The organism is Alishewanella sp. WH16-1, assembly GCF_001441695.1.
GTDB classification, from domain to species: domain Bacteria; phylum Pseudomonadota; class Gammaproteobacteria; order Enterobacterales; family Alteromonadaceae; genus Alishewanella; species Alishewanella agri.
Map to the genome: position 1 here is coordinate 1 of NZ_LCWL01000023.1, position 19,330 is coordinate 19,330.

The 19,330-nt window shown below is 50.6% G+C and carries 15 protein-coding genes; 9 read left to right on the forward strand and 6 right to left on the reverse strand.

Features of this window, described 5'->3' with window-relative positions:
- Window positions 1-56: 56 nt before the first annotated feature.
- Complete coding sequence (locus tag AAY72_RS02440; protein ID WP_057785455.1) at window positions 57-2,621, reverse strand: TonB-dependent siderophore receptor; 2,565 nt, start codon at window positions 2,619-2,621, stop codon at window positions 57-59.
- 166 nt (window positions 2,622-2,787) lie between these two features.
- Here AAY72_RS02440 and AAY72_RS02445 point away from each other — a divergent pair, with 166 nt between their 5' ends.
- The 5 genes from AAY72_RS02445 (at window position 2,788) to AAY72_RS02465 (ending at window position 7,227) form a co-directional block, all read left to right on the forward strand.
- On the forward strand, window positions 2,788-3,378 hold the full coding sequence (locus AAY72_RS02445; RefSeq protein ID WP_231728877.1) for a GNAT family N-acetyltransferase: 591 nt from the start codon (window positions 2,788-2,790) through the stop codon (window positions 3,376-3,378).
- Window positions 3,378-4,721: an FAD-binding oxidoreductase gene (locus AAY72_RS02450; protein ID WP_057785457.1), complete on the forward strand. Its 1,344-nt coding sequence runs from the start codon at window positions 3,378-3,380 to the stop codon at window positions 4,719-4,721. Before AAY72_RS02445 ends, AAY72_RS02450 begins: the two co-directional genes overlap by 1 nt.
- A gap of 50 nt (window positions 4,722-4,771) precedes the next feature.
- Entirely contained in the window at window positions 4,772-5,413 is a 642-nt protein-coding gene (locus AAY72_RS02455; RefSeq protein WP_057785458.1) for a LysE family translocator, read from the forward strand.
- Between the two features lie 125 nt (window positions 5,414-5,538).
- On the forward strand, window positions 5,539-6,456 hold the full coding sequence (locus AAY72_RS02460; protein WP_008983562.1) for a rhodanese-related sulfurtransferase: 918 nt from the start codon (window positions 5,539-5,541) through the stop codon (window positions 6,454-6,456).
- A gap of 201 nt (window positions 6,457-6,657) precedes the next feature.
- The gene (locus AAY72_RS02465) at window positions 6,658-7,227 is read left to right on the forward strand and encodes a YceI family protein (RefSeq protein WP_057785459.1); all 570 of its coding nucleotides are present in this window, start codon (window positions 6,658-6,660) and stop codon (window positions 7,225-7,227) included.
- Between the two features lie 55 nt (window positions 7,228-7,282).
- On the opposite strand, the gene AAY72_RS02470 is transcribed toward AAY72_RS02465, so the two are convergent.
- From AAY72_RS02470 to ubiG, 5 genes are all read right to left on the reverse strand, one after another.
- Window positions 7,283-8,272, reverse strand: coding sequence for a tetratricopeptide repeat protein (locus tag AAY72_RS02470; RefSeq protein ID WP_231728878.1), 990 nt, complete (start codon window positions 8,270-8,272; stop codon window positions 7,283-7,285).
- A gap of 66 nt (window positions 8,273-8,338) precedes the next feature.
- Window positions 8,339-8,596, reverse strand: coding sequence for a class I ribonucleotide reductase maintenance protein YfaE (yfaE, locus tag AAY72_RS02475; RefSeq protein ID WP_008983559.1), 258 nt, complete (start codon window positions 8,594-8,596; stop codon window positions 8,339-8,341).
- A gap of 5 nt (window positions 8,597-8,601) precedes the next feature.
- The gene (nrdB, locus tag AAY72_RS02480; RefSeq protein ID WP_057785460.1) at window positions 8,602-9,732 is read right to left on the reverse strand and encodes a class Ia ribonucleoside-diphosphate reductase subunit beta; all 1,131 of its coding nucleotides are present in this window, start codon (window positions 9,730-9,732) and stop codon (window positions 8,602-8,604) included.
- A gap of 69 nt (window positions 9,733-9,801) precedes the next feature.
- Complete coding sequence (gene nrdA / locus AAY72_RS02485; protein WP_057785461.1) at window positions 9,802-12,090, reverse strand: class 1a ribonucleoside-diphosphate reductase subunit alpha; 2,289 nt, start codon at window positions 12,088-12,090, stop codon at window positions 9,802-9,804.
- Between the two features lie 352 nt (window positions 12,091-12,442).
- On the reverse strand, window positions 12,443-13,171 hold the full coding sequence (gene ubiG / locus AAY72_RS02490; protein WP_057785469.1) for a bifunctional 2-polyprenyl-6-hydroxyphenol methylase/3-demethylubiquinol 3-O-methyltransferase UbiG: 729 nt from the start codon (window positions 13,169-13,171) through the stop codon (window positions 12,443-12,445).
- Between the two features lie 188 nt (window positions 13,172-13,359).
- Between ubiG and gyrA the strand changes: the two genes are divergently transcribed.
- The 4 genes from gyrA to cmk all read left to right on the forward strand — a co-directional run bounded on the left by gyrA (window position 13,360) and on the right by cmk (window position 19,294).
- Window positions 13,360-15,990 (forward strand): DNA topoisomerase (ATP-hydrolyzing) subunit A, encoded by a 2,631-nt coding sequence (gene gyrA / locus AAY72_RS02495; protein ID WP_057785462.1) that lies wholly within the window; start codon window positions 13,360-13,362, stop codon window positions 15,988-15,990.
- 105 nt (window positions 15,991-16,095) lie between these two features.
- Window positions 16,096-17,178, forward strand: coding sequence for a 3-phosphoserine/phosphohydroxythreonine transaminase (gene serC / locus AAY72_RS02500; protein ID WP_057785463.1), 1,083 nt, complete (start codon window positions 16,096-16,098; stop codon window positions 17,176-17,178).
- Window positions 17,175-18,455, forward strand: coding sequence for a 3-phosphoshikimate 1-carboxyvinyltransferase (aroA, locus tag AAY72_RS02505; protein ID WP_057785464.1), 1,281 nt, complete (start codon window positions 17,175-17,177; stop codon window positions 18,453-18,455). Before serC ends, aroA begins: the two co-directional genes overlap by 4 nt.
- 146 nt (window positions 18,456-18,601) lie before the next feature.
- Entirely contained in the window at window positions 18,602-19,294 is a 693-nt protein-coding gene (cmk, locus tag AAY72_RS02510) for a (d)CMP kinase (protein ID WP_008983552.1), read from the forward strand.
- The last annotated feature ends 36 nt before the right edge of the window (window positions 19,295-19,330 follow it).

Below are 19,330 nucleotides of genomic sequence, written 5' to 3' on the forward strand. Positions count from 1 at the left end.
TATTAACTGATCGGCATTACGGCATGTGCCGGGTGTTTTATAACTGCGACTCGCCGTTAGAAACGGTAAATCCCTTTCAGGTAGTAGTAACCGCCGTTAATACCCATCGGTGAGGTCTCAAAGTACTTGGCGCCAAGGATACTGCTAAACTCAGCTGGCAGACGCTCTGGCTCAGTATCAAACACGTTCTGAGCACCAATAGCGACCGAGAAATTATCATTCCAGTGATAGGCAACTTCAACATCGAAAGTCACTTTCGCTGAACCCTCGCCGGTTAGGCCCGGATCATCGGCATGTACGCCCTGGAAGCTGCCGTAGTAGTTACCACGGATAAACATATCGATATCCTGCCACTGTTGATTCCAGGTCAGGGTCGCGCGGTGGTCTGGCAAATCCTTCTCTAAGCGTGATACTTTGAAGTCACCGGTAACGGCAGTAAAGCGTTTTACTTCCGTATCGGTCCAGTTATAAGCCAGACTAAAAGTGCTACGGCCATCTAATAAGCTGGTGCTGTAGTTAGCAACTAAATCCAAACCGGTGGTGACGGTATCAAAGTCGTTGGTCAGGAACGTCACTTTTGACAAAGACTCCACACCCCGCACTCCGGCTGCGCGCAATACGTCGCGGTCAGTCTGGGTGACGTCAAACTCAGTAGACTGGCTGATGCGGTCATCAACTTCGATACGGAAAAAATCCGCAGTAAAGAAGAAACCACTGCCGCTATACACCAGACCCAGGGCGTAACTGCGTGATTCTTCAGGCGTTAACTCTTTACCGCCTTTTAACAGCGAGACTGGGTGAGTTGGTGGTAGTAACGCAACATCCTGTAGTTCGCCCTCAAAAATTGCGGTACGGACGTTACGTACGTTGGCCTGACCGACCGTTGGCGCGCGGAAACCGGTACTGTGTGAACCACGCAGTGCCCAGTCGTCATTTAAACGGTATTGACCAGTGATTTTGTAGTTAGTGGTGCTGCCAAAACTGTCGTAATCTTCAAAGCGCAGCGCACCGGCCAGTAACAAGTTTTCGGTCATTTCGGCCTGAACATCGACATAGGCCGCATAGTTACGACGGGTATTCACACCGGCATCATCCGGCTGAAAGCCCGGGAAGCCATTTGAACCATTGGTGAGCTGGCTTACATAAGGGCCAATTTCCCAGGAGGCAACCTCACCGGCCACGATTTCAAAGGTTTCTTCGGTCCATTGCAGACCGCCGGCAACAGCAACATCATTATATAAACCGGCATTTACATATTTAACGAAGTCAGCGGTAAAGTTTTTCTCCAATTGGATATATTTACCGGCCTCGAATTCAGTTGGGGTATCTGGCCCCAGAGAGGCGTTTACCGTATTAATAATGTTAAAGGCGGATTCGTTGCGACCAACAGAGGCAGAGAAATCATAGAACACGCCCTGCGCAAAACCTGACTTAAACTCGCCTTTAGTACCCGCAGTGAGTGAGGTATCTGTAATGTTACCGCCAAAGTTCGGCGTAAAGCCACCCGGGAACATTGAGAAGAAAGTAAAGCAGTTATCCGGTAAAGCATTAACCCGGGCCGTGATTTCATTGTGGTTGAGTTTACGGGTGCCGTCAAATAGCGACACATTACTACAGTTACCTAAACCTGCCGTATCAATGACTTCCAGTGTTTCACCACCGTCGTTGGAGAACACGCCACCGCGTGTATGCGGGTTACGGTAGTAAAAACCACCGGTTACGTCGCGCTCAGAGTAGTTACCGAAAAGATAGGCTTCACGATCGTTACCGAGATCCAGACCGGCATTAGCAAATAAGCTAATATCGTCTTTAATCTTCGGCGAACCCCACACCTGAGTAATAGGTGCAATCGCCGGGTTACCCTGGGATGCTAATTCGGCCGCATCGCCACGTTGTACGCTACGGCTGGTAGCATCAACATTTTTATACTGCATGCTGACGTTAAAGAAGCCGTTATCGGTCAGTGGCATACCGACATTAGCGGCAATCTCGGTCGAGGTACCGTCACCGGCGTAAAACTCACCTTGTTTAACTTCGACCGAACCACCATCAGCGGCGTCTTTCAGCACAAAGTTAATCACACCGGCAATGGCATCAGAACCGTATTGTGCCGCTGCACCATCACGCAGCACTTCTACTTGTTTTAGTGCAATGCCTGGGATCACGGAAATATCCGGACCTTGCGAGCCATCGTTCAGGCCGCCGCCTAAGAAGGTAATAACCGAAGCTCGGTGACGGCGTTTACCGTTTAACAATACCAGGGTACTGTCAGAGGATAAACCGCGCAGGTTAACCGGCCGGATCAAGGTAGCGGCATCGCTGATCGGCGTGGTTTGCACGTTCAGTGATGGGATAGTCGTGGTCAGCATATTCAGCATATCGCTGCTGCCACTTTTCATCAGCTCGTCACCGCCGATAATATCAACCGGTACCGGTGAATCGGCAATAGAGCGCGGCGCGGCGCGGGTACCGACCACGGCAATTTTTTCAACTTTCTGCTCTTCAGCAGCTGCTTCCTGAGCCAGAGCACTGGTAGAGTAGAGTCCCAGTGCCAGCCCGGAGGCTAACGCGTATTTTACTGCCCGGCAAACCGGACTATAGTGGTTAGCTTTATTGGTCATGATTAGTTCCTGGATAATTGACTGAGGTTGCGGACGCTACGCTGTTATTTTTAATGGCGTCTTTTTAAACATATTTTATTCGACGCGCGCTGTCTATCTTATTTAGGATGCAATTCGGCGCAACTGTAGTATTTTTAATCAATAAACCCCAGTAAAGGTACATATATTGCATACATACAAGAACGTAAGTAAAAATTCAACAGATTTGCGGATCCGCACATTACAACAGCACGACTTAGCGGGGGTTGCCGAACTAGCCACTTTGGTACATGGTGCTGGCTATACCGAACCGCAACAGTTAGCCAGTTGGGTCACTCTGGGAACAAAAGCCGGGTACTGTGCCTGCCTGCTGGCCGAGGTTAATAACCAAATTGTGGCCTACCGAATAAGCTTTGCCCCAGGTCAATGGCAAACTGACCTGTGGTGCTCTGTGGCACTCTGGCCTGTGTCGCTCGAAAAAATGGCTTACTTCAAGTCTGTCGCGGTGCATCCGGACTGGCAGGGGCAAGGCATAGGGCAACGGCTGCTACAAAACTCCATTCAAGCATTAAAGCAGCAGGGGGCCACAGCGGGTTTAGCCCACCTGTGGCGCGAGAGTCCGAACAACAGCGCGGTTCGATATTTCTCGAAAGCCGGCGGGCGCTTATTGCAAATTCATCCTAATCGCTGGCAACATCTGTCTGCTGATGGTTATCTGTGCCCGCGTTGTGGCGCTGTGTGCTGTTGTAGTGCTGCTGAAATGGTGTTGGAGTTTTAATGCCCAATTTTTATGACCCTTATGTTGCAACTTCGCTACCGACTGATGTCAGTTATGTCTCGTCTTACTGGACTGCCAATGCGATAAATAGTTGCGACCATAACGCAGCCGCGTTGCCAGAACAGGCTGAAATAGTAGTAGTCGGAGCTGGTTATACCGGACTAAGTTGTGCCTACGAGCTTAGCCAACGTTATAACCGTAAAGTGGTGCTGCTGGAGGCCAATCAGCCAGGTTGGGGCTGCAGCAGCCGTAATGCCGGCTTTGTTCTGCGTGGCACCGGACGTTTAGGTCTTAGTCAGCTAAAGGCCCGGTTTGGCTTAGAGCAGGCCCAGCTATTTCATCAGGAATATGGCTTAGCCTTGCAGCGATTAAAAGACTTGGTCGCTGCCGGTAATATCGATTGTCAGGCGCAAACACCGGGGTATCTGAAAATTGCCCATACTGTGAAACAGGCGCAGTTGCTGCAGCAACAAGCTGAGCGCTTACAGCGGGATTTTGCTTATGCGGTCAGTTTTCTGGATCAATCGGCATTGCAGGGTTGTATTAACAGTCCGGGCGCGTTTGGCGCTTTAAGACTACCGGATTGCTATGGTATTAATCCGTTTTTATTGCTGCGGGGGCTGGCAGGTTTAGCTGAGCGCAGCGGAGTAAAGGTATTTGCCAATACTTCACTGCGGGCGATTAATCACACCGGTGCTGGCTACCAACTGACTACCAGTGCCGGTTCACTGCACTGCGAACAGTTGGTGCTGGCCACTAATGCCTATACACCGAAAAATATTTTGCCTGAGCTTAACCGGGGCTGCCTGCCAGTGCTAAGCAGCATTATTGTGACTAGGCCCCTGACTGCCTCAGAGCTATCGGCCTGTGGCCTGACGCCCGGTTTTATGGCGATGGATACCCGAGCCCTAAAATATTACTACCGGCTATTACCGGATAATCGCCTGTTATTTGGTGGCCGTAGCGCCATCAGTGGTGCTGATCTGGCCAAGCCGCAATATCCGGCGCAGTTACGCCAAGCGCTGTGGCAAACCTTGCCGGCGCTGCAAGGCATTGACTATCAGTATCACTGGGCAGGTTGGGTTGGCGTCTCTTATGATGATTTGCCGCGTGTTGCCCAAACATCAGAGGGTATTTATTATGCCGCCGGCTATTGTGGCAGTGGCGTATCTTATAGCTTACTGGCCGGGCAACGCCTGGCCGAAAAGCTGATGGGCGAAACCTTACCGCCATTGCCGCTATATCAAAGCCCGCTGCAGCCCTTTCCGTTTACCCGCGGCCGCCGGCTGGCACAATATGCCTATTATCAGTGGGCACAATTTGCGGATCGCTTTTTAAGTTAGCCCCCGAAAACTTAACATATCAGACTAATAAAGAATAAGGATCGAGTAGCATGCCGGCATTTTGGCCAGAATTTTTGTTAATTGCCACTGCACATTTATTAGCGGTAGCCAGTCCGGGTCCCGATTTTGCGATTATCCTGCGCTATGCTGTGCGCTATGGCCGGCAAACCGCCATTTGGGCCAGTCTGGGCATTGGTACTGGGATCCTGTTGCATATTACCTATTCGCTGGTTGGTATTGGCTTATTGATTAAAACCACACCCTGGTTATTTCAGGCGTTAACAGTGGTAGCTGCCGGTTATCTGATTTATTTGGGGCAGGGTGCAATACGCGCCAAAGCGCCGGCTACGGTAGCAGGTGAGGAAGAAGCATCGTCAGATCAACCACGTCGGCGCGCCGCCTTTTTAGCCGGCTTTATTACCAATGGTTTAAATGTTAAAGCAACCTTATTCTTTTTGTCGCTGTTCGCGGTCGTCATTTCAGCCAGCACGCCGCTCAGTTATAAAGTGATCTATGGCCTCTATATGGCCGTTGCTACCGCTGCCTGGTTCTGTTTGTTATCCGTTTTGCTAACCCGACCACCGGTGCGGCGCTTGCTGCTGGCGAAAGGTTATTGGTTTGACCGGTTAATGGGTATCGTACTGTTACTGTTGGCTGGTCATTTACTGCTCGGTACCTTTTTACCGGCTTAGTAAGCTGGCAGCACGAAAACAGCGGTTGGACAGCAGGCCGGATGTCGTTATAATGCGCGCCGCCCTTGTGGCGCTAACCATTAATTGCACTGGATTTGCGATCCAGCCCGGCAAGAGGATAAAAGATGTTTGTTGTAGCTGCCTTATATAAGTTTGTTGATTTACCGGATTATGAAGCTCTGCGTGAGCCGCTATATAACCATATGGTGATGCATAAGGTGAAAGGCACCTTGCTGTTAGCTGCGGAAGGGATTAATGGCACTATCTCTGGCCCGCGCGAAGGAGTCGATGCGGTAAAAGCCTGGCTGGACGCTGATGGGCGCTTTGCGGGGATGAGTTACAAAGAATCTTTCGCCGAGGAGCAGGCGTTTTATCGCACCAAGGTTAAATTGAAACGAGAAATCGTGACTATGGGTGTCGAAGGCCTGGATCCAAAACATATCGTTGGCACCTATGTTAAGGGTGAAGAGTGGAATAAGCTGATTAGCGATCCGGACACCATTCTGATCGATACCCGTAACGACTATGAAGTGGCGATCGGTACTTTCGAGGGCGCGATTAACCCCAATACCACCAGTTTCCGCGAGTTCCCGCAGTGGGCTGCCGAGAATCTGGATAAAACCAAACATAAAAAAGTGGCGATGTTCTGTACCGGTGGTATCCGCTGTGAGAAATCGACTGCCTTTTTAAAAACCCAGGGCTTTGAAGAGGTGTACCACCTGGATGGCGGTATCCTGAAGTATCTGGAAGAGATGCCGGAAGAAAACAGCAAATGGCAGGGCGAATGCTTTGTGTTTGACCAGCGCGTGGCGGTAAAGCATGGGTTGGAGCAGGGCAGTTATGACCAGTGTTATGCCTGCCGGATGCCGTTATCCGCAGCAGATCTGGCGTCTGAGCACTATGTCAAAGGCTTAAGCTGCCCGCATTGTCACGATAAAACCACGGATGAGCAAAAAGCAGCCTTTGCCGAGCGGCAAAAGCAGGTACAACTGGCGAAAGCGCGCGGCGAAAAACATATCCGCGACGGCAAATTCGAATCCTAACAACAGTTATCCACAGCACTCCGGTACCGGTCAGACCAGTTTATCCACAGGTCTCCGGTACAGGTGTCGGACACCTGTGAATAAAACCACAGGTTAGTTCTAAATATCAGAACGGTATCTGCGTTTTAATGCAATTTTCTTTCGGGTTCTTTCCGGTAAGCTAGATCATGTTTTGTAACGACTATCTTCCGGAGGAACCTGATGAAAAAATTACTGTTAGCATCATCTTTAGCCGCCTTAATGGCTTTGCCTGCCCAAGCTGCTGATTACGTGATAGACACGGAAGGCGCGCATGCCTTTATTCAATTTAAGATTAGCCATTTAGGTTACAGCTGGTTGTATGGCCGCTTTAACGATTTCAGCGGCGATTTTAGTTACGACAGCAATAATCTGGCCGCTTCAAAAATCAATGTGACTATCGATACCAAGAGTATTGATTCCAACCACACTGAGCGTGATCAGCATTTACGTAGCGCGGACTTCCTGAATGTCGAAAAATTCCCACAGTCCAGCTTTGTCAGCACCAAAGTAGTACCAACCAGTGGCGATAACTTTGAGCTGCACGGTAAATTCACGCTAAACGGTGTGACCAAAGATATTGTGATTGCGGCAGAAAAAATTGGTGAAGGCCAGGATCCCTGGGGTGGCTATCGCGCCGGTTTTGCTGGTACTGCGGCGTTTGCACTGAAAGATTTTGGCATTAATTACGATCTGGGCCCGGCTGCGGCTACCGTATATCTGGAACTGAGTGTCGAAGGTATTCGCAAGTAATAACGCCAATCAGAATAAAACCCCGATGGCAACTTAAGCCGTCGGGGTTTTTATTTTATTGACTAAGCTGAGCGGCGAGCTGTGCTCTGGCTTCAATAAAGTCTGGTTCCTCGATGACCATGCGGGCAATTTGCTGATACAAGGCATTGGCACGCACCTTATCGCCCTGACGCAGGTATAACTGCGCCAGCCGTAACTTAGCACGCGGTAACCGCAGTTGCTGACTACCATCGTAGAAGGCGAGGTAGGCCTCTAAAGCCTGAATACCCTCAGCCTGATAATGCTCAGTAAAGACCGCAAGCCGGCCAAGTTGAAAATTAACGTTATGGCGGCTGATTTCATCAGTCAATAAGGGTTGTAGCTGCAAATAGGTTTGCTGTGCCACGAGAAATGCACTCTGCTGGGTTAAGATGGCAGCCTTACGCAGCAACAGTTCAGTGTTATCCGGCGTTTGTACCAGCTGAGCATCCAACAGCGCCAGCGCATCACTCAGGCGACCTTCTGCAACGGCATTACTGGCTCTGGCCAAGGTACCTTGCACCGGATCGAGCGCGAACAATTGTTCGGTAAGTTCTGCTGCCAGGGCTTTACTACCACCTGCCGTAGCCGGCGCAACCTGATAAAAGTTAATCAGCGCTTGCCGGGCCAGATAGTTTTGCGGATCGAGGCTTATCGCTTTTTGTAATAACTCCAGCCCATCGGTGGCTCTTTTGCGAGCGTTAAAGATATTGCCGCTATTGGCGAGCGCAATTTTATTTAGCGCTGCCTGAGTAAGCAGGGCACTGTGCTCAGGGAACTGTTGAATCAACTCGTTAAGCAGCGTATTGGCTTCTTCCCGAAACTGTTGTTGGATCAGTGCTCTGGCACGCAATAGCATCAATTCCGGATCCTGCTGTGCGACCGGATCCTGCTGTGCGACCGGATCCTGCTCCAGTTGTTTTAATAACTCAGTATAACGAGCCTTGGCGAATAGCGACGTATAATCGCTGCTGGCCGGAGCCGACAGCGGTATGGTTAACAGCAGGGAGAGAAGCAGAGCTTTCATGAACAACCGTCGATAACTAGAAAAAATCCGGCGCTAATTTTGCTTTAACTTAAGCAAAAATACCATTTATTTCGGAATTTCCAGTTCGATATCGGTCTTGGGAATACTGCAACATGGCAAGAATTCGCCACGGCGGACAAAAGCCAGTGGCTCTTGCAGGTAACTGACTTGTCCATTCAATAACTTACAACGACAGGCGCCGCAAAAACCCTCACGGCACTGATAGTTAACCGCCTGCTGCTGTTGCTCCAGAAACTGTAGCAGGTTAGGCGAGGAGCCATCGAAGTTGACGACGACCTCGCCGTTAATGCGGACCTGCGGCATCGGCGTTACAGATCAAAATCACCAAAGTCGGCGGTATCGACTTCGTTATCAATCTGACCCACCAGATAGGAGCTGATCTCCGATTCCTGCGGTGCCACCTGCACATTGTCAGACACCAGCCAGGTATTGATCCACGGAATGGGGTTTTGGGTGGTGGCAAAGCGTGGTTTTAAGCCTACCGCCTGCATCCGGCTATTGGTAATAAACTCGACATACTGACACAGAATATCTTTGTTCAGGCCAATCATCGAGCCATCTTTAAACAGATAGGCTGCCCAGTCCTTTTCCTGCTCCGCCGCGCGCATAAAGATGGCGTAAGATTCCTCTTCGCACTCTTTGGCAATCTCCGCCATTTCCGGATCATCATCACCGCTGGCCAGAATATTCAGCATATGCTGGGTGCCGGTGAGATGCAGCGCTTCATCGCGGGCAATCAGCCGGATAATCTTGGCATTCCCTTCCATCAGCTCACGTTCGGCAAAGGCAAAACTGCAGGCAAAGCTGACATAAAAGCGGATCGCTTCTAACACGTTTACCGACATTAAGCACAGGTAAAGCCGTTTTTTCAGCTCACGCAGCGTGATCTGCTCGGTCTTACCATTAATTTGGTGTGTGCCTTCACCACAACGCTGATACAGATTAATGCCATCAATCAGATCGTCATAATAGCGGGTAACATCAATCGCCCGCTCTAAGATCCGCTCATTCAGCATAATATCGTCGAAGATCTTATGCGGTTCGGCACTGATATTGCGGATAATATGGGTATAGCTGCGGCTGTGAATGGTTTCACTAAAGGCCCAGGTTTCAATCCAGGTTTCCAGCTCCGGAATAGACACTATTGGCAACAGCGCGACGTTCGGCGAGCGGCCCTGTACTGAATCCAGCAGCGTCTGGTATTTCAGATTGCTGATAAAGATATGTTTTTCATGCTCAGGTAATTGCTGGAAATCAATCCGATCTTTACTGACGTCAATTTCTTCCGGCCGCCAGAAAAAGCTCAGCTGCTTTTCGATCAGCTTTTCAAAGATGGGATACTTTTGCTGGTCATAACGGGAGACGTTTACGGCATTACCAAAGAACATCGGTTCCTTGAGCTGGTCATTGATATTGCGGTTAAAGGTGGTATACGCCATGCTGATTTTAATCCTGAGAATCTGACAAAAACTTACTAAAAAAGAGCGGCCGGGCCGCTCTTCACTGCATTAGATCTTACAGGCGCCACCGGCGCAGCCGTCGTCTTCTGCTGCTGTGGGCTTGATATCATCCTGGATATCAGAAGCGCCATCACGGGTGTTATGGTAATACATCGTCTTCACACCCAGCTTATAGGCGGTTAGCAGATCTTTAAGCAGGATCTTCATCGGTACTTTACCGCCTTCGAACTTGGCCGGATCATAGTTGGTGTTAGCCGAAATGGTCTGGTCGATAAATTTTTGCATAATGGCCACCAGCGTCAGATAACCATCGTTTGATGGAATATCCCACAGCAGCTCGTACTGATCTTTTAAGCGCTCATACTCCGGCACAACCTGCTTTAAGATGCCGTCTTTACTGGCCTTGACGCTGATATGGCCACGCGGCGGCTCGATACCGTTAGTGGCGTTCGAGATCTGCGATGAGGTTTCAGATGGCATTAGCGCCGACAGCGTTGAGTTACGCAGGCCATACTGCTGAATATCTTTGCGCAGCTGTTCCCAATCCAGTTGTAAGGCTTCAGCACATACCTTATCCAGATCCTTTTTATAGGTATCAATCGGCAGAATACCCTGCGCATAAGTGGTTTCGTTAAACTTCGGACAAGGGCCTTGTTCCTGCGCCAGTTTCACCGAGGCTTTCAGCAGATAGTACTGCATTGCTTCGAAGGTACGGTGGGTCAGGGCATTGGCCGAGCCATCCGAGTATTTCACGCCATGCTTCGCCAGGTAGTAGGCGTAGTTAATCACACCAATGCCCAGAGTACGACGCGCCATAGAACCTGATTGAGCAGCCGGAATAGGGTAATCCTGATAATCCAGCAGGCTATCCAGTGCCCGCACCGCTAAATCTGCCAGCGGTTCAAACTCGTCCAGCTGTTCAATGGCGCCGAGGTTAAAGGCTGACAGTGTGCAGAGCGCGATCTCACCATTTGGATCATTAACATGCTCCAGCGGTTTGGTCGGCAACGCAATTTCCAGACACAGGTTGCTTTGCCGTACCGGTGCCAGCGCCGGGTTGAACGGGCTGTGCGTATTGCAGTGATCGACGTTTTGCAGGTAAATGCGGCCGGTACTGGCGCGCTCCTGCATAAATAAGGTAAAGAGTTCGACTGCCTTAATGCGCTTTTTACGGATCTTGCTGTCAGCTTCATACTTCACATATAAGGCTTCAAACTTTTCCTGATCTTCAAAGAAGGCATCATACAGCCCTGGCACATCAGAGGGGCTGAATAAGGTGATATAGTCATCTTTAATCAGGCGCTGATACATCAGGCGGTTAAACTGCACGCCATAGTCCAGATGCCGTACCCGGTTCTCTTCTACACCGCGGTTATTTTTCAGTACCAGCAGCGATTCAACTTCCAGATGCCATAAGGGGTAGAACAGGGTGGCGGCACCACCACGTACACCGCCTTGCGAGCAGCTTTTTACTGCGGTCTGGAAATGCTTATAAAACGGGATACAGCCAGTATGAAAGGCTTCGCCATTGCGGATTGGGCTACCCAGGGCGCGAATACGTCCGGCGTTAATACCAATACCGGCGCGCTGCGACACGTACTTTACAATGGCACTGGAGGTGGCATTGATCGAATCCAGGCTGTCACCACACTCAATCAGTACGCAGGAACTGAACTGACGGGTTGGGGTACGCACACCCGACATAATAGGTGTTGGCAGTGAAATCTTAAACAGCGACGTCGCATCATAAAAGCGGCGTACATAGTCCAGCCGGGTGCTCTTCGGGTAATTGGCAAATAAACAGGCGGCAACCAGCATATAGAGGAACTGGGCGCTTTCATAAATCTCACCGGTTACCCGGTTTTGTACCAGATATTTACCTTCCAACTGCTTAACGGCAGCATAACTGAAATTCAGATCGCGGCTATGGTCGATATAGCTGTTCAGGATATCCAGCTCTTCGCGGCTGTAATCAGCCAGAATATGCATATCGTATCGTTTGGCTTCGACCATCTTCACCACCTGGTCATACAGGTGGGGTGGTTCGAACTGACCGTAGGCCTTTTTTCGTAAATGGAATACTGCCAGCCGGGCCGCCATATATTGGTAATCCGGGGTCTCTTTTGAGATCAGATCGGCAGCGGCCTTGATAATGGTTTCGTGAATATCAGACGACTTGATGCCATCGTAAAACTGAATATGGGATTTCAGTTCCACCTGCGACACCGACACGTTTTTTAACCCCTCGGCCGCCCAGTCAATGACGCGGTGAATTTTATCTAAATCCAGAGGTTCGCGCCGACCATCGCGCTTAGTCACAAAAAGAGTTTGAGTCATCGCTGAAATATTCCATTTCTTTTAATAATAAGTGAATCGGGTTTAGCGCACGGCTATCAATACACCCAGGTTGCTGACGATTTACACAACATATGGGTGTATTTCAAAAGACGATCACAAGATAGTGTGTATTGTTAGAATTTGCAAGCGAGGAAAAAGCGGCTTTTTTGTGCAGTTTTTTTGCCGGTTAGCAGCCACTAACCTTGAGTTCAGTGTGCCCGGATGCACCGGTCAGAGGCAAGCTTTTTTATAGATTTTTTTGCTTGGATTTATTTGTTCTATAAAGCAACATTTTTAGTTTAAGCGGTTATTTAGCAGCCAGAGCAAATCAGTATCACTGGCTGCCTGGCCATCAGACCGGCTTACGCGCTACCACAAAGTAGTTAACATCCAAACCGGCACCAAGCTTAAAACTGTTATTCAGCGGGTTAAAATGCAGGCCAGTGGCATCCACTAATTCCAAACCGGCGTCTTCGATATAGCGCATCAATACTGACGGGCGGATAAACTTATCAAACTGATGGGTACCGCGCGGCACCAGCTTTAACAGATACTCAGCGCCGACTATGGCAAACAGGTACGCTTTGGCGGTTTTATTAATGGTCGAGAATACCAGCGTTGCACCTGGCGCAGCCAGTTCGGCGCAGGCGCGCACCACCGATGCCGGATCCGGTACATGCTCCAGCATTTCCATACAGGTCACCAGTTCAAATTCGCCGGCGTGACGCGCAGCAAAATCTTCTGCGGTGCTTTGCTGATAATCAATATTTACTCCGGCTTCCAGGGCATGCAGGCGGGCGACATTCAGGCCATCCGGCGCCATATCAATACCGGTCACCTTTGCGCCGGCGCGCGCCATACTCTCGGCCAGGATGCCACCGCCACAGCCGACGTCGAGAGTGTTGCGGCCAAACAGCCCACCGAGTTGATCACTGATATAACCTAAGCGGGTCGGATTTAATAAGTGCAGTGGTTTAAACTCGCCTTCCGGATCCCACCAGCGGGCAGCAATCTCATTAAACTTACTGATTTCATTCTGATCGACGTTACTGTTTTTATCGAAGTTATCGGGGCTGTTCATAGTCACTACCTGATTGTTTTCGCGCATTATAAAGCCTTAGCCGGTGCTGGCAACGGCGGCAATTCGAGCAGGCGGTGCAAACAGGCATGGCAAGGTAATATTTCTGTGATAGAATCCGGCGTTGTCTCGCGCTAAACAAAGGCAAGAAAAGCGAGTTATCTATCTGATTTAAGGGAAAATAACGTTTTATGACAGATCTGGCCAGAGAAATAGTTCCAATAAATATCGAAGAGGAATTAAAAAATTCCTACCTCGATTATGCCATGAGCGTAATCGTTGGCCGGGCCTTACCCGATGTCAGGGATGGTCTGAAGCCAGTGCACCGCCGCGTGTTGTTTGCCATGAAGGAACTGGGTAACGACTGGAACAAGGCCTACAAAAAATCCGCCCGTGTCGTCGGTGACGTTATCGGTAAATACCATCCGCATGGTGACAGTGCGGTATACGATACTATCGTGCGGATGGCTCAGCCATTTTCGCTACGGTATATGCTGGTGGATGGTCAGGGTAACTTTGGTTCAATTGACGGCGACTCGGCCGCTGCCATGCGTTACACCGAAGTCAGAATGGCCCGCATTGCCCATGAGCTGTTAGCCGATCTGGACAAAGAAACCGTTGATTTCGTGCCTAACTATGACGGCACCGAACAAATTCCTGCCGTATTACCGACCAAGGTCCCGAACCTGCTGATTAACGGCTCATCTGGTATTGCCGTAGGTATGGCAACCAATATTCCACCGCATAACCTGAATGAAATTATTGATGGTTGTCTGGCGTTAATTGCTAATCCGGATATCGAACTGCATGAACTGATGCAATATATCCCGGGTCCGGATTTCCCAACCGCCGCCATTATCAACGGTCGTAAAGGTATTGAAGAAGCCTACCGTACCGGTCGCGGCAAGGTGTATATCCGCGCCAAAACCACGTTGGAAACCGACGAGAAAACCGGTCGCGAAGCCATTATCGTTAATGAAATTCCGTATCAGGTAAATAAAGCGCGGCTGATTGAAAAAATTGCCGAGCTGGTAAAAGAAAAACGCATTGAAGGTATCTCAGCGCTACGTGATGAGTCTGATAAAGACGGCATGCGGATTGTGATTGAGCTAAAACGCGGTGAATCCTCAGACGTGATGCTGAACCAGTTATATGCCAATACCCAGATGCAAACGGTATTTGGTATCAATATGGTTGCCTTGGCCAATGGCCAGCCAAAGCTGTTAAGCCTGAAAGAGATGCTGGAATACTTTATTCTGCATCGACGCGAAGTGGTGACCCGCCGCACGGTTTACGATCTGCGTAAAGCCCGCGAACGCGCCCATATCTTAGAGGGTTTAGCCGTTGCACTGGCCAATATCGATGCCATTATCGAACTGATTAAAACCTCAGCCAGCCCGGCGGAAGCCAAAGCGGGCTTAGTCGAGCGCGGCTGGGAGCTCGGTGGTGTAAGTGCCATGCTGGAACGTGCCGGTCAGGATGCAGCGCGTCCGGAATGGCTGGAAGAACATTTTGGCATTCGCGATGGCCAGTACTTCCTGACAGAACAGCAAGCCCAGGCTATCCTCGACTTACGTCTGCACAAGTTAACGGGTCTGGAACATGAAAAGATCCTGGCCGAGTACAAAGAGCTGTTGGATCTGATTGCTGAGTTACTGCATATCCTGGCAAGCCCGGAGCGGCTGATGGAAGTGATCTGCGAAGAGCTGGCGGCAGCCAAAGCCCAGTACGGCGATGCCCGGCGCACCGAGATCCAGGACAATATGCTGGATATCAACTTAGAAGATCTGATCACCGAAGAAGATGTGGTGGTGACCTTATCGCACCTGGGTTATGCCAAATATCAGCCGCTGTCTGATTATGAAGCGCAGCGCCGTGGTGGCCGCGGTAAAGCCGCGACTACCGTAAAAGATGAAGATTTCGTCGATAAGCTGCTGGTTGCCAGCACCCACGATACCATTCTGTGTTTCTCGAACCGCGGCCGTTTATACTGGCTGAAGGTGTATCAGTTACCGCTGGCCAGCCGCACTGCACGTGGCAAACCTATCGTCAATATTCTGCCATTGGAAGAGGGCGAGCGCATTAACGCCATCCTGCCGGTACGCGAATACGAAGAAGGCAAGTACGTCTTTATGGCCACCGCCAATGGTACCGTGAAGAAAACCGCCTTGACCGAATACTCGCGGCCTCGCAGCAACGGTATTATTGCGGTGAATCTGAATGAAGGCGATAAGCTTATTGACGTTGGCATTACCGATGGCAGCAACGAAATTATGCTGTTCTCGGATGATGGCAAGGTTGTACGCTTTGCCGAAGACGAAGTGCGGCCAATGGGCCGTGGCGCTACCGGTGTACGCGGTATCCGCTTACGCGATGGAGGCAGTGTGGTGTCACTGATTATTCCTCAGGGCGAAGGCGCTATTCTGACTGTAACCGAAAACGGCTATGGAAAACGTACTGCACTGACCGAATATCCGACCAAGAGCCGCGCTACCCAGGGTGTGGTCTCGATCAAGGTCTCTGAGCGTAACGGCCTGGTGGTAGGTGCAGTTCAGGTCGCAGAAAGTGACGAGATCATGATGATTTCGGACAAAGGTACGCTGGTACGCACTAGGGTACGTGAAGTGTCAGAAGTGGGGCGCAACACCCAGGGCGTGATCCTGATCCGTACCCAGGAAGGCGAAAAAGTCTCGGGTGTGGAGCGAATTGCTGAAATTCAGGAAGAGCAAGTGGCGGCGCTTGCTGATGCCGAAGGCGTAGTCCGTACGCCGGAGGTACAGGACAGCCAACTGGCGCAGGATGACGCCGGCGAAGAAGAATAATACTGTTTAGAAAACGGGCGCTTTGGCGCTCGTTTTCTTTTAGGCAGAACAAGAAAGAACAACTAAGGCCAGTTTTAAATTACGCAACGAAAGTGAGATCTAACCATGACAACCTATAATTTTTGCGCTGGCCCGGCGATGCTGCCTGTTGAAGTAATGGCACAAGCCCAGCAGGAATTTGTGAACTGGCAAGGCCAGGGCTGCTCAGTAATGGAGCTGAGCCATCGCAGTAAGCCTTTTATTAAAGTTGCCGCTGACGCGGAACAAGACCTGCGCGATTTACTGGCCATCCCCGCCAACTACAAGGTCTTGTTTATGCACGGTGGTGGCCGAGGCCAGTTTTCTGCCGTGCCGCTTAATTTATTAAAGAGCGGTCAAAGTGCCGACTATTTTGTCTCTGGTGCCTGGTCATCCGCAGCGGTTGAGGAAGGGACTAAGTTTGGTCAAGTTAGAGCGCAGGATATCCGCGTTAAGAACGCCGATGGCAACCGTAGTTTACTCAATCCAGCAGATTGGCAGATTAACTCAGCTGCGGCCTATGCGCACTTTTGCCCGAACGAAACCGTCGATGGCCTCGAGTTTTCGGCCTTACCGCAAACCACAGTGCCGTTAGTTGCGGATCTGTCCTCGACGATTTTATCACGGCCACTGGATGTCAGCCGCTACGGCGTGATCTATGCCGGCGCGCAGAAGAATATCGGCCCCTCAGGCTTGACCGTGGCCATAGTCCGCGAAGATTTGTTGCCGGCGCCCAACAGCGCCATTCCGGCGGTGTTGGATTACCGCCTGGCCGCTGAAAATGACAGCATGTTTAACACGCCACCAACCTATGCCTGGTATCTGGCCGGTTTAGTGTTTAAATGGTTAAAAGCGCAGGGCGGTGTGGCGGCGATGGCTAAGTTAAATCAACAAAAAGCCCAGACGCTGTATCAGTTTATCGATAAAAGTGATTTTTACCGCAACGATGTTGATACGGTATACCGTTCCTGGATGAATGTGCCGTTTTTCCTGGCCGATGAGCGCTTAAACGATCTGTTCGTAACCGAAGCCGAGCAACATGGATTGCTGGCGTTAAAGGGGCACCGTATGGTCGGCGGTATGCGCGCCAGTATTTATAATGCAATGCCGCTGGCGGGCGTACAGACGCTGGTCAGCTTTATGCAGGAGTTTGAGAGGGTGCACGGATGAAAACCCTAACTCTGCAACCTATCTCGAAAGTAGCCGGTGAAGTGCATTTACCCGGCTCGAAAAGTATCTCTAACCGGGTTCTGCTGTTAGCGGCACTGGCCGAAGGCACGACCCGCATCACTAACTTGCTCGACAGCGATGATGTTAAGCATATGCTGAACGCCTTAACGGCGCTCGGCGTCAGTTATAAGTTATCAGCTTGTCGTACCGAATGCGACGTACAGGGTCTGGGTGCTTTGTTTCATCATCCGCATGCGCTGACGTTATTTTTGGGTAACGCCGGCACCGCGATGCGGCCGTTAACGGCGGCTTTGGCTGCGTCTAATGTTGATGTGACGCTAACGGGCGAACCTCGGATGTATGAGCGGCCAATCGGCCATCTGGTCGATGCACTGCGCCAACTGGATGCCGATATTCAGTATCTGGAGCAGGATGGTTTTCCGCCACTGAGGATCAAAGGTAAACCCCTTAGCGCCGGTACGATACGGATTAATGGCAGTATCTCCAGTCAGTTTTTAACGGCGGTGTTGATGGTGGCGCCACTGCTTAACGGCGATAGCGAGATCCTGATTGACGGCGAGTTGGTTTCTAAACCCTATATTGATATCACGCTGGCTCTGATGGCACGCTTTGGCGTCACGGTTGAAAATCAGCAATATCAGCGCTTCCTGGTAACGGGTAACCAGCATTACCGCTCGCCGGGCCACTGGCTGGTTGAGGGCGATGCGTCATCGGCGTCCTACTTTTTGGCCGCCGCGGCGATTAAAGGTGGTACCATTAAAGTTACCGGCATTGGTAAAGATGCGGTGCAGGGCGATATTCACTTTGCCGATGCGCTGGCGGCGATGGGCGCCACAGTGGAATGGGCCGGTGATTATATTGCCGTCACCCGTAACCAATTAACTGGCATTGACCGTGATTATAACGCCATTCCGGATGCTGCGATGACTATTGCCACCACGGCGTTGTTTGCCAAAGGTCCGACGGTGATCCGCAATGTTTATAACTGGCGGGTTAAAGAAACCGATCGGTTGGCAGCGATGGCAACAGAGCTAAGAAAAGTGGGGGCTGAGGTAGAAGAAGGCGAAGATTATCTGAAAATCACGCCACCGACACAGCTAAAGCATGCCAGCATTGCCACCTATAATGACCATCGGATGGCGATGTGTTTCTCTCTGGTCGCGTTAAGTGATACGCCGGTCACCATTGAAGATCCGGATTGTACCGCGAAAACCTTTCCGAAATATTTTGATGTTTTTCAACAGCTTAGCCAATAGCGCTTAGCCCGGCCCGTCAAGAACGCGTAACCAAACTGGCTACGCGTTTTCTGTTTAATCAACGCAGTTAAACACAGCTTTTGTCATAAAAAGCTGTATAATGTGCGCCGTTTTCATTACCGATTAATCTGTTTTCAGGGGGTAGGATGCCACTTAATGCACCAGTTATTACCATAGATGGCCCAGGTGGCGCGGGTAAAGGCACGATCAGCCGCTTAGTTGCACAGCAGCTGGGTTGGCAGTTACTCGACAGTGGCGCCATTTATCGGGTTCTGGCGCTGGCAGCAATGCATCATCAAATCGATGCTGCCGACGAAGCCGCACTACAACCATTGGCCGCGCATTTAGATGTGCAGTTTACCAGTGACGAAGCCGGTAACACGCTGGTTATTCTGGAAGGCGAAAATGTAAGCCACAGTATCCGTACGCAGGAAGTGGCTGAAATGGCATCGAAAATTGCTGCGTTACCGACGGTGCGCGAAGCCTTGTTACGCCGTCAGCGCGCCTTTGCTGAACAGCCAGGCCTGGTCGCAGATGGTCGCGATATGGGAACGGTTGTATTCCCGCAGGCAGAAGTTAAAATCTTTTTAACCGCCACCGCGCAAGAGCGCGCCAATCGGCGCTTTTTGGAGTTGAAACAAAAGGGTTTTGATGTTAACATCGGCGACCTTTTAAGCGAAATCCAGGCCCGCGACGATCGGGATACCAATCGCGCTACGGCACCGCTAAAACCGGCGGCAGATGCCTATATGCTGGATTCGACCGGTAAAACCATTGAACAAGTGCTGCAAGAGGTACTGCAGGTGGTGCAAGGCAAATTGCCCGTGCACAACCCGTGAACCAGGCCAAAGCTGCATGTTGGACAGCCAGTAACA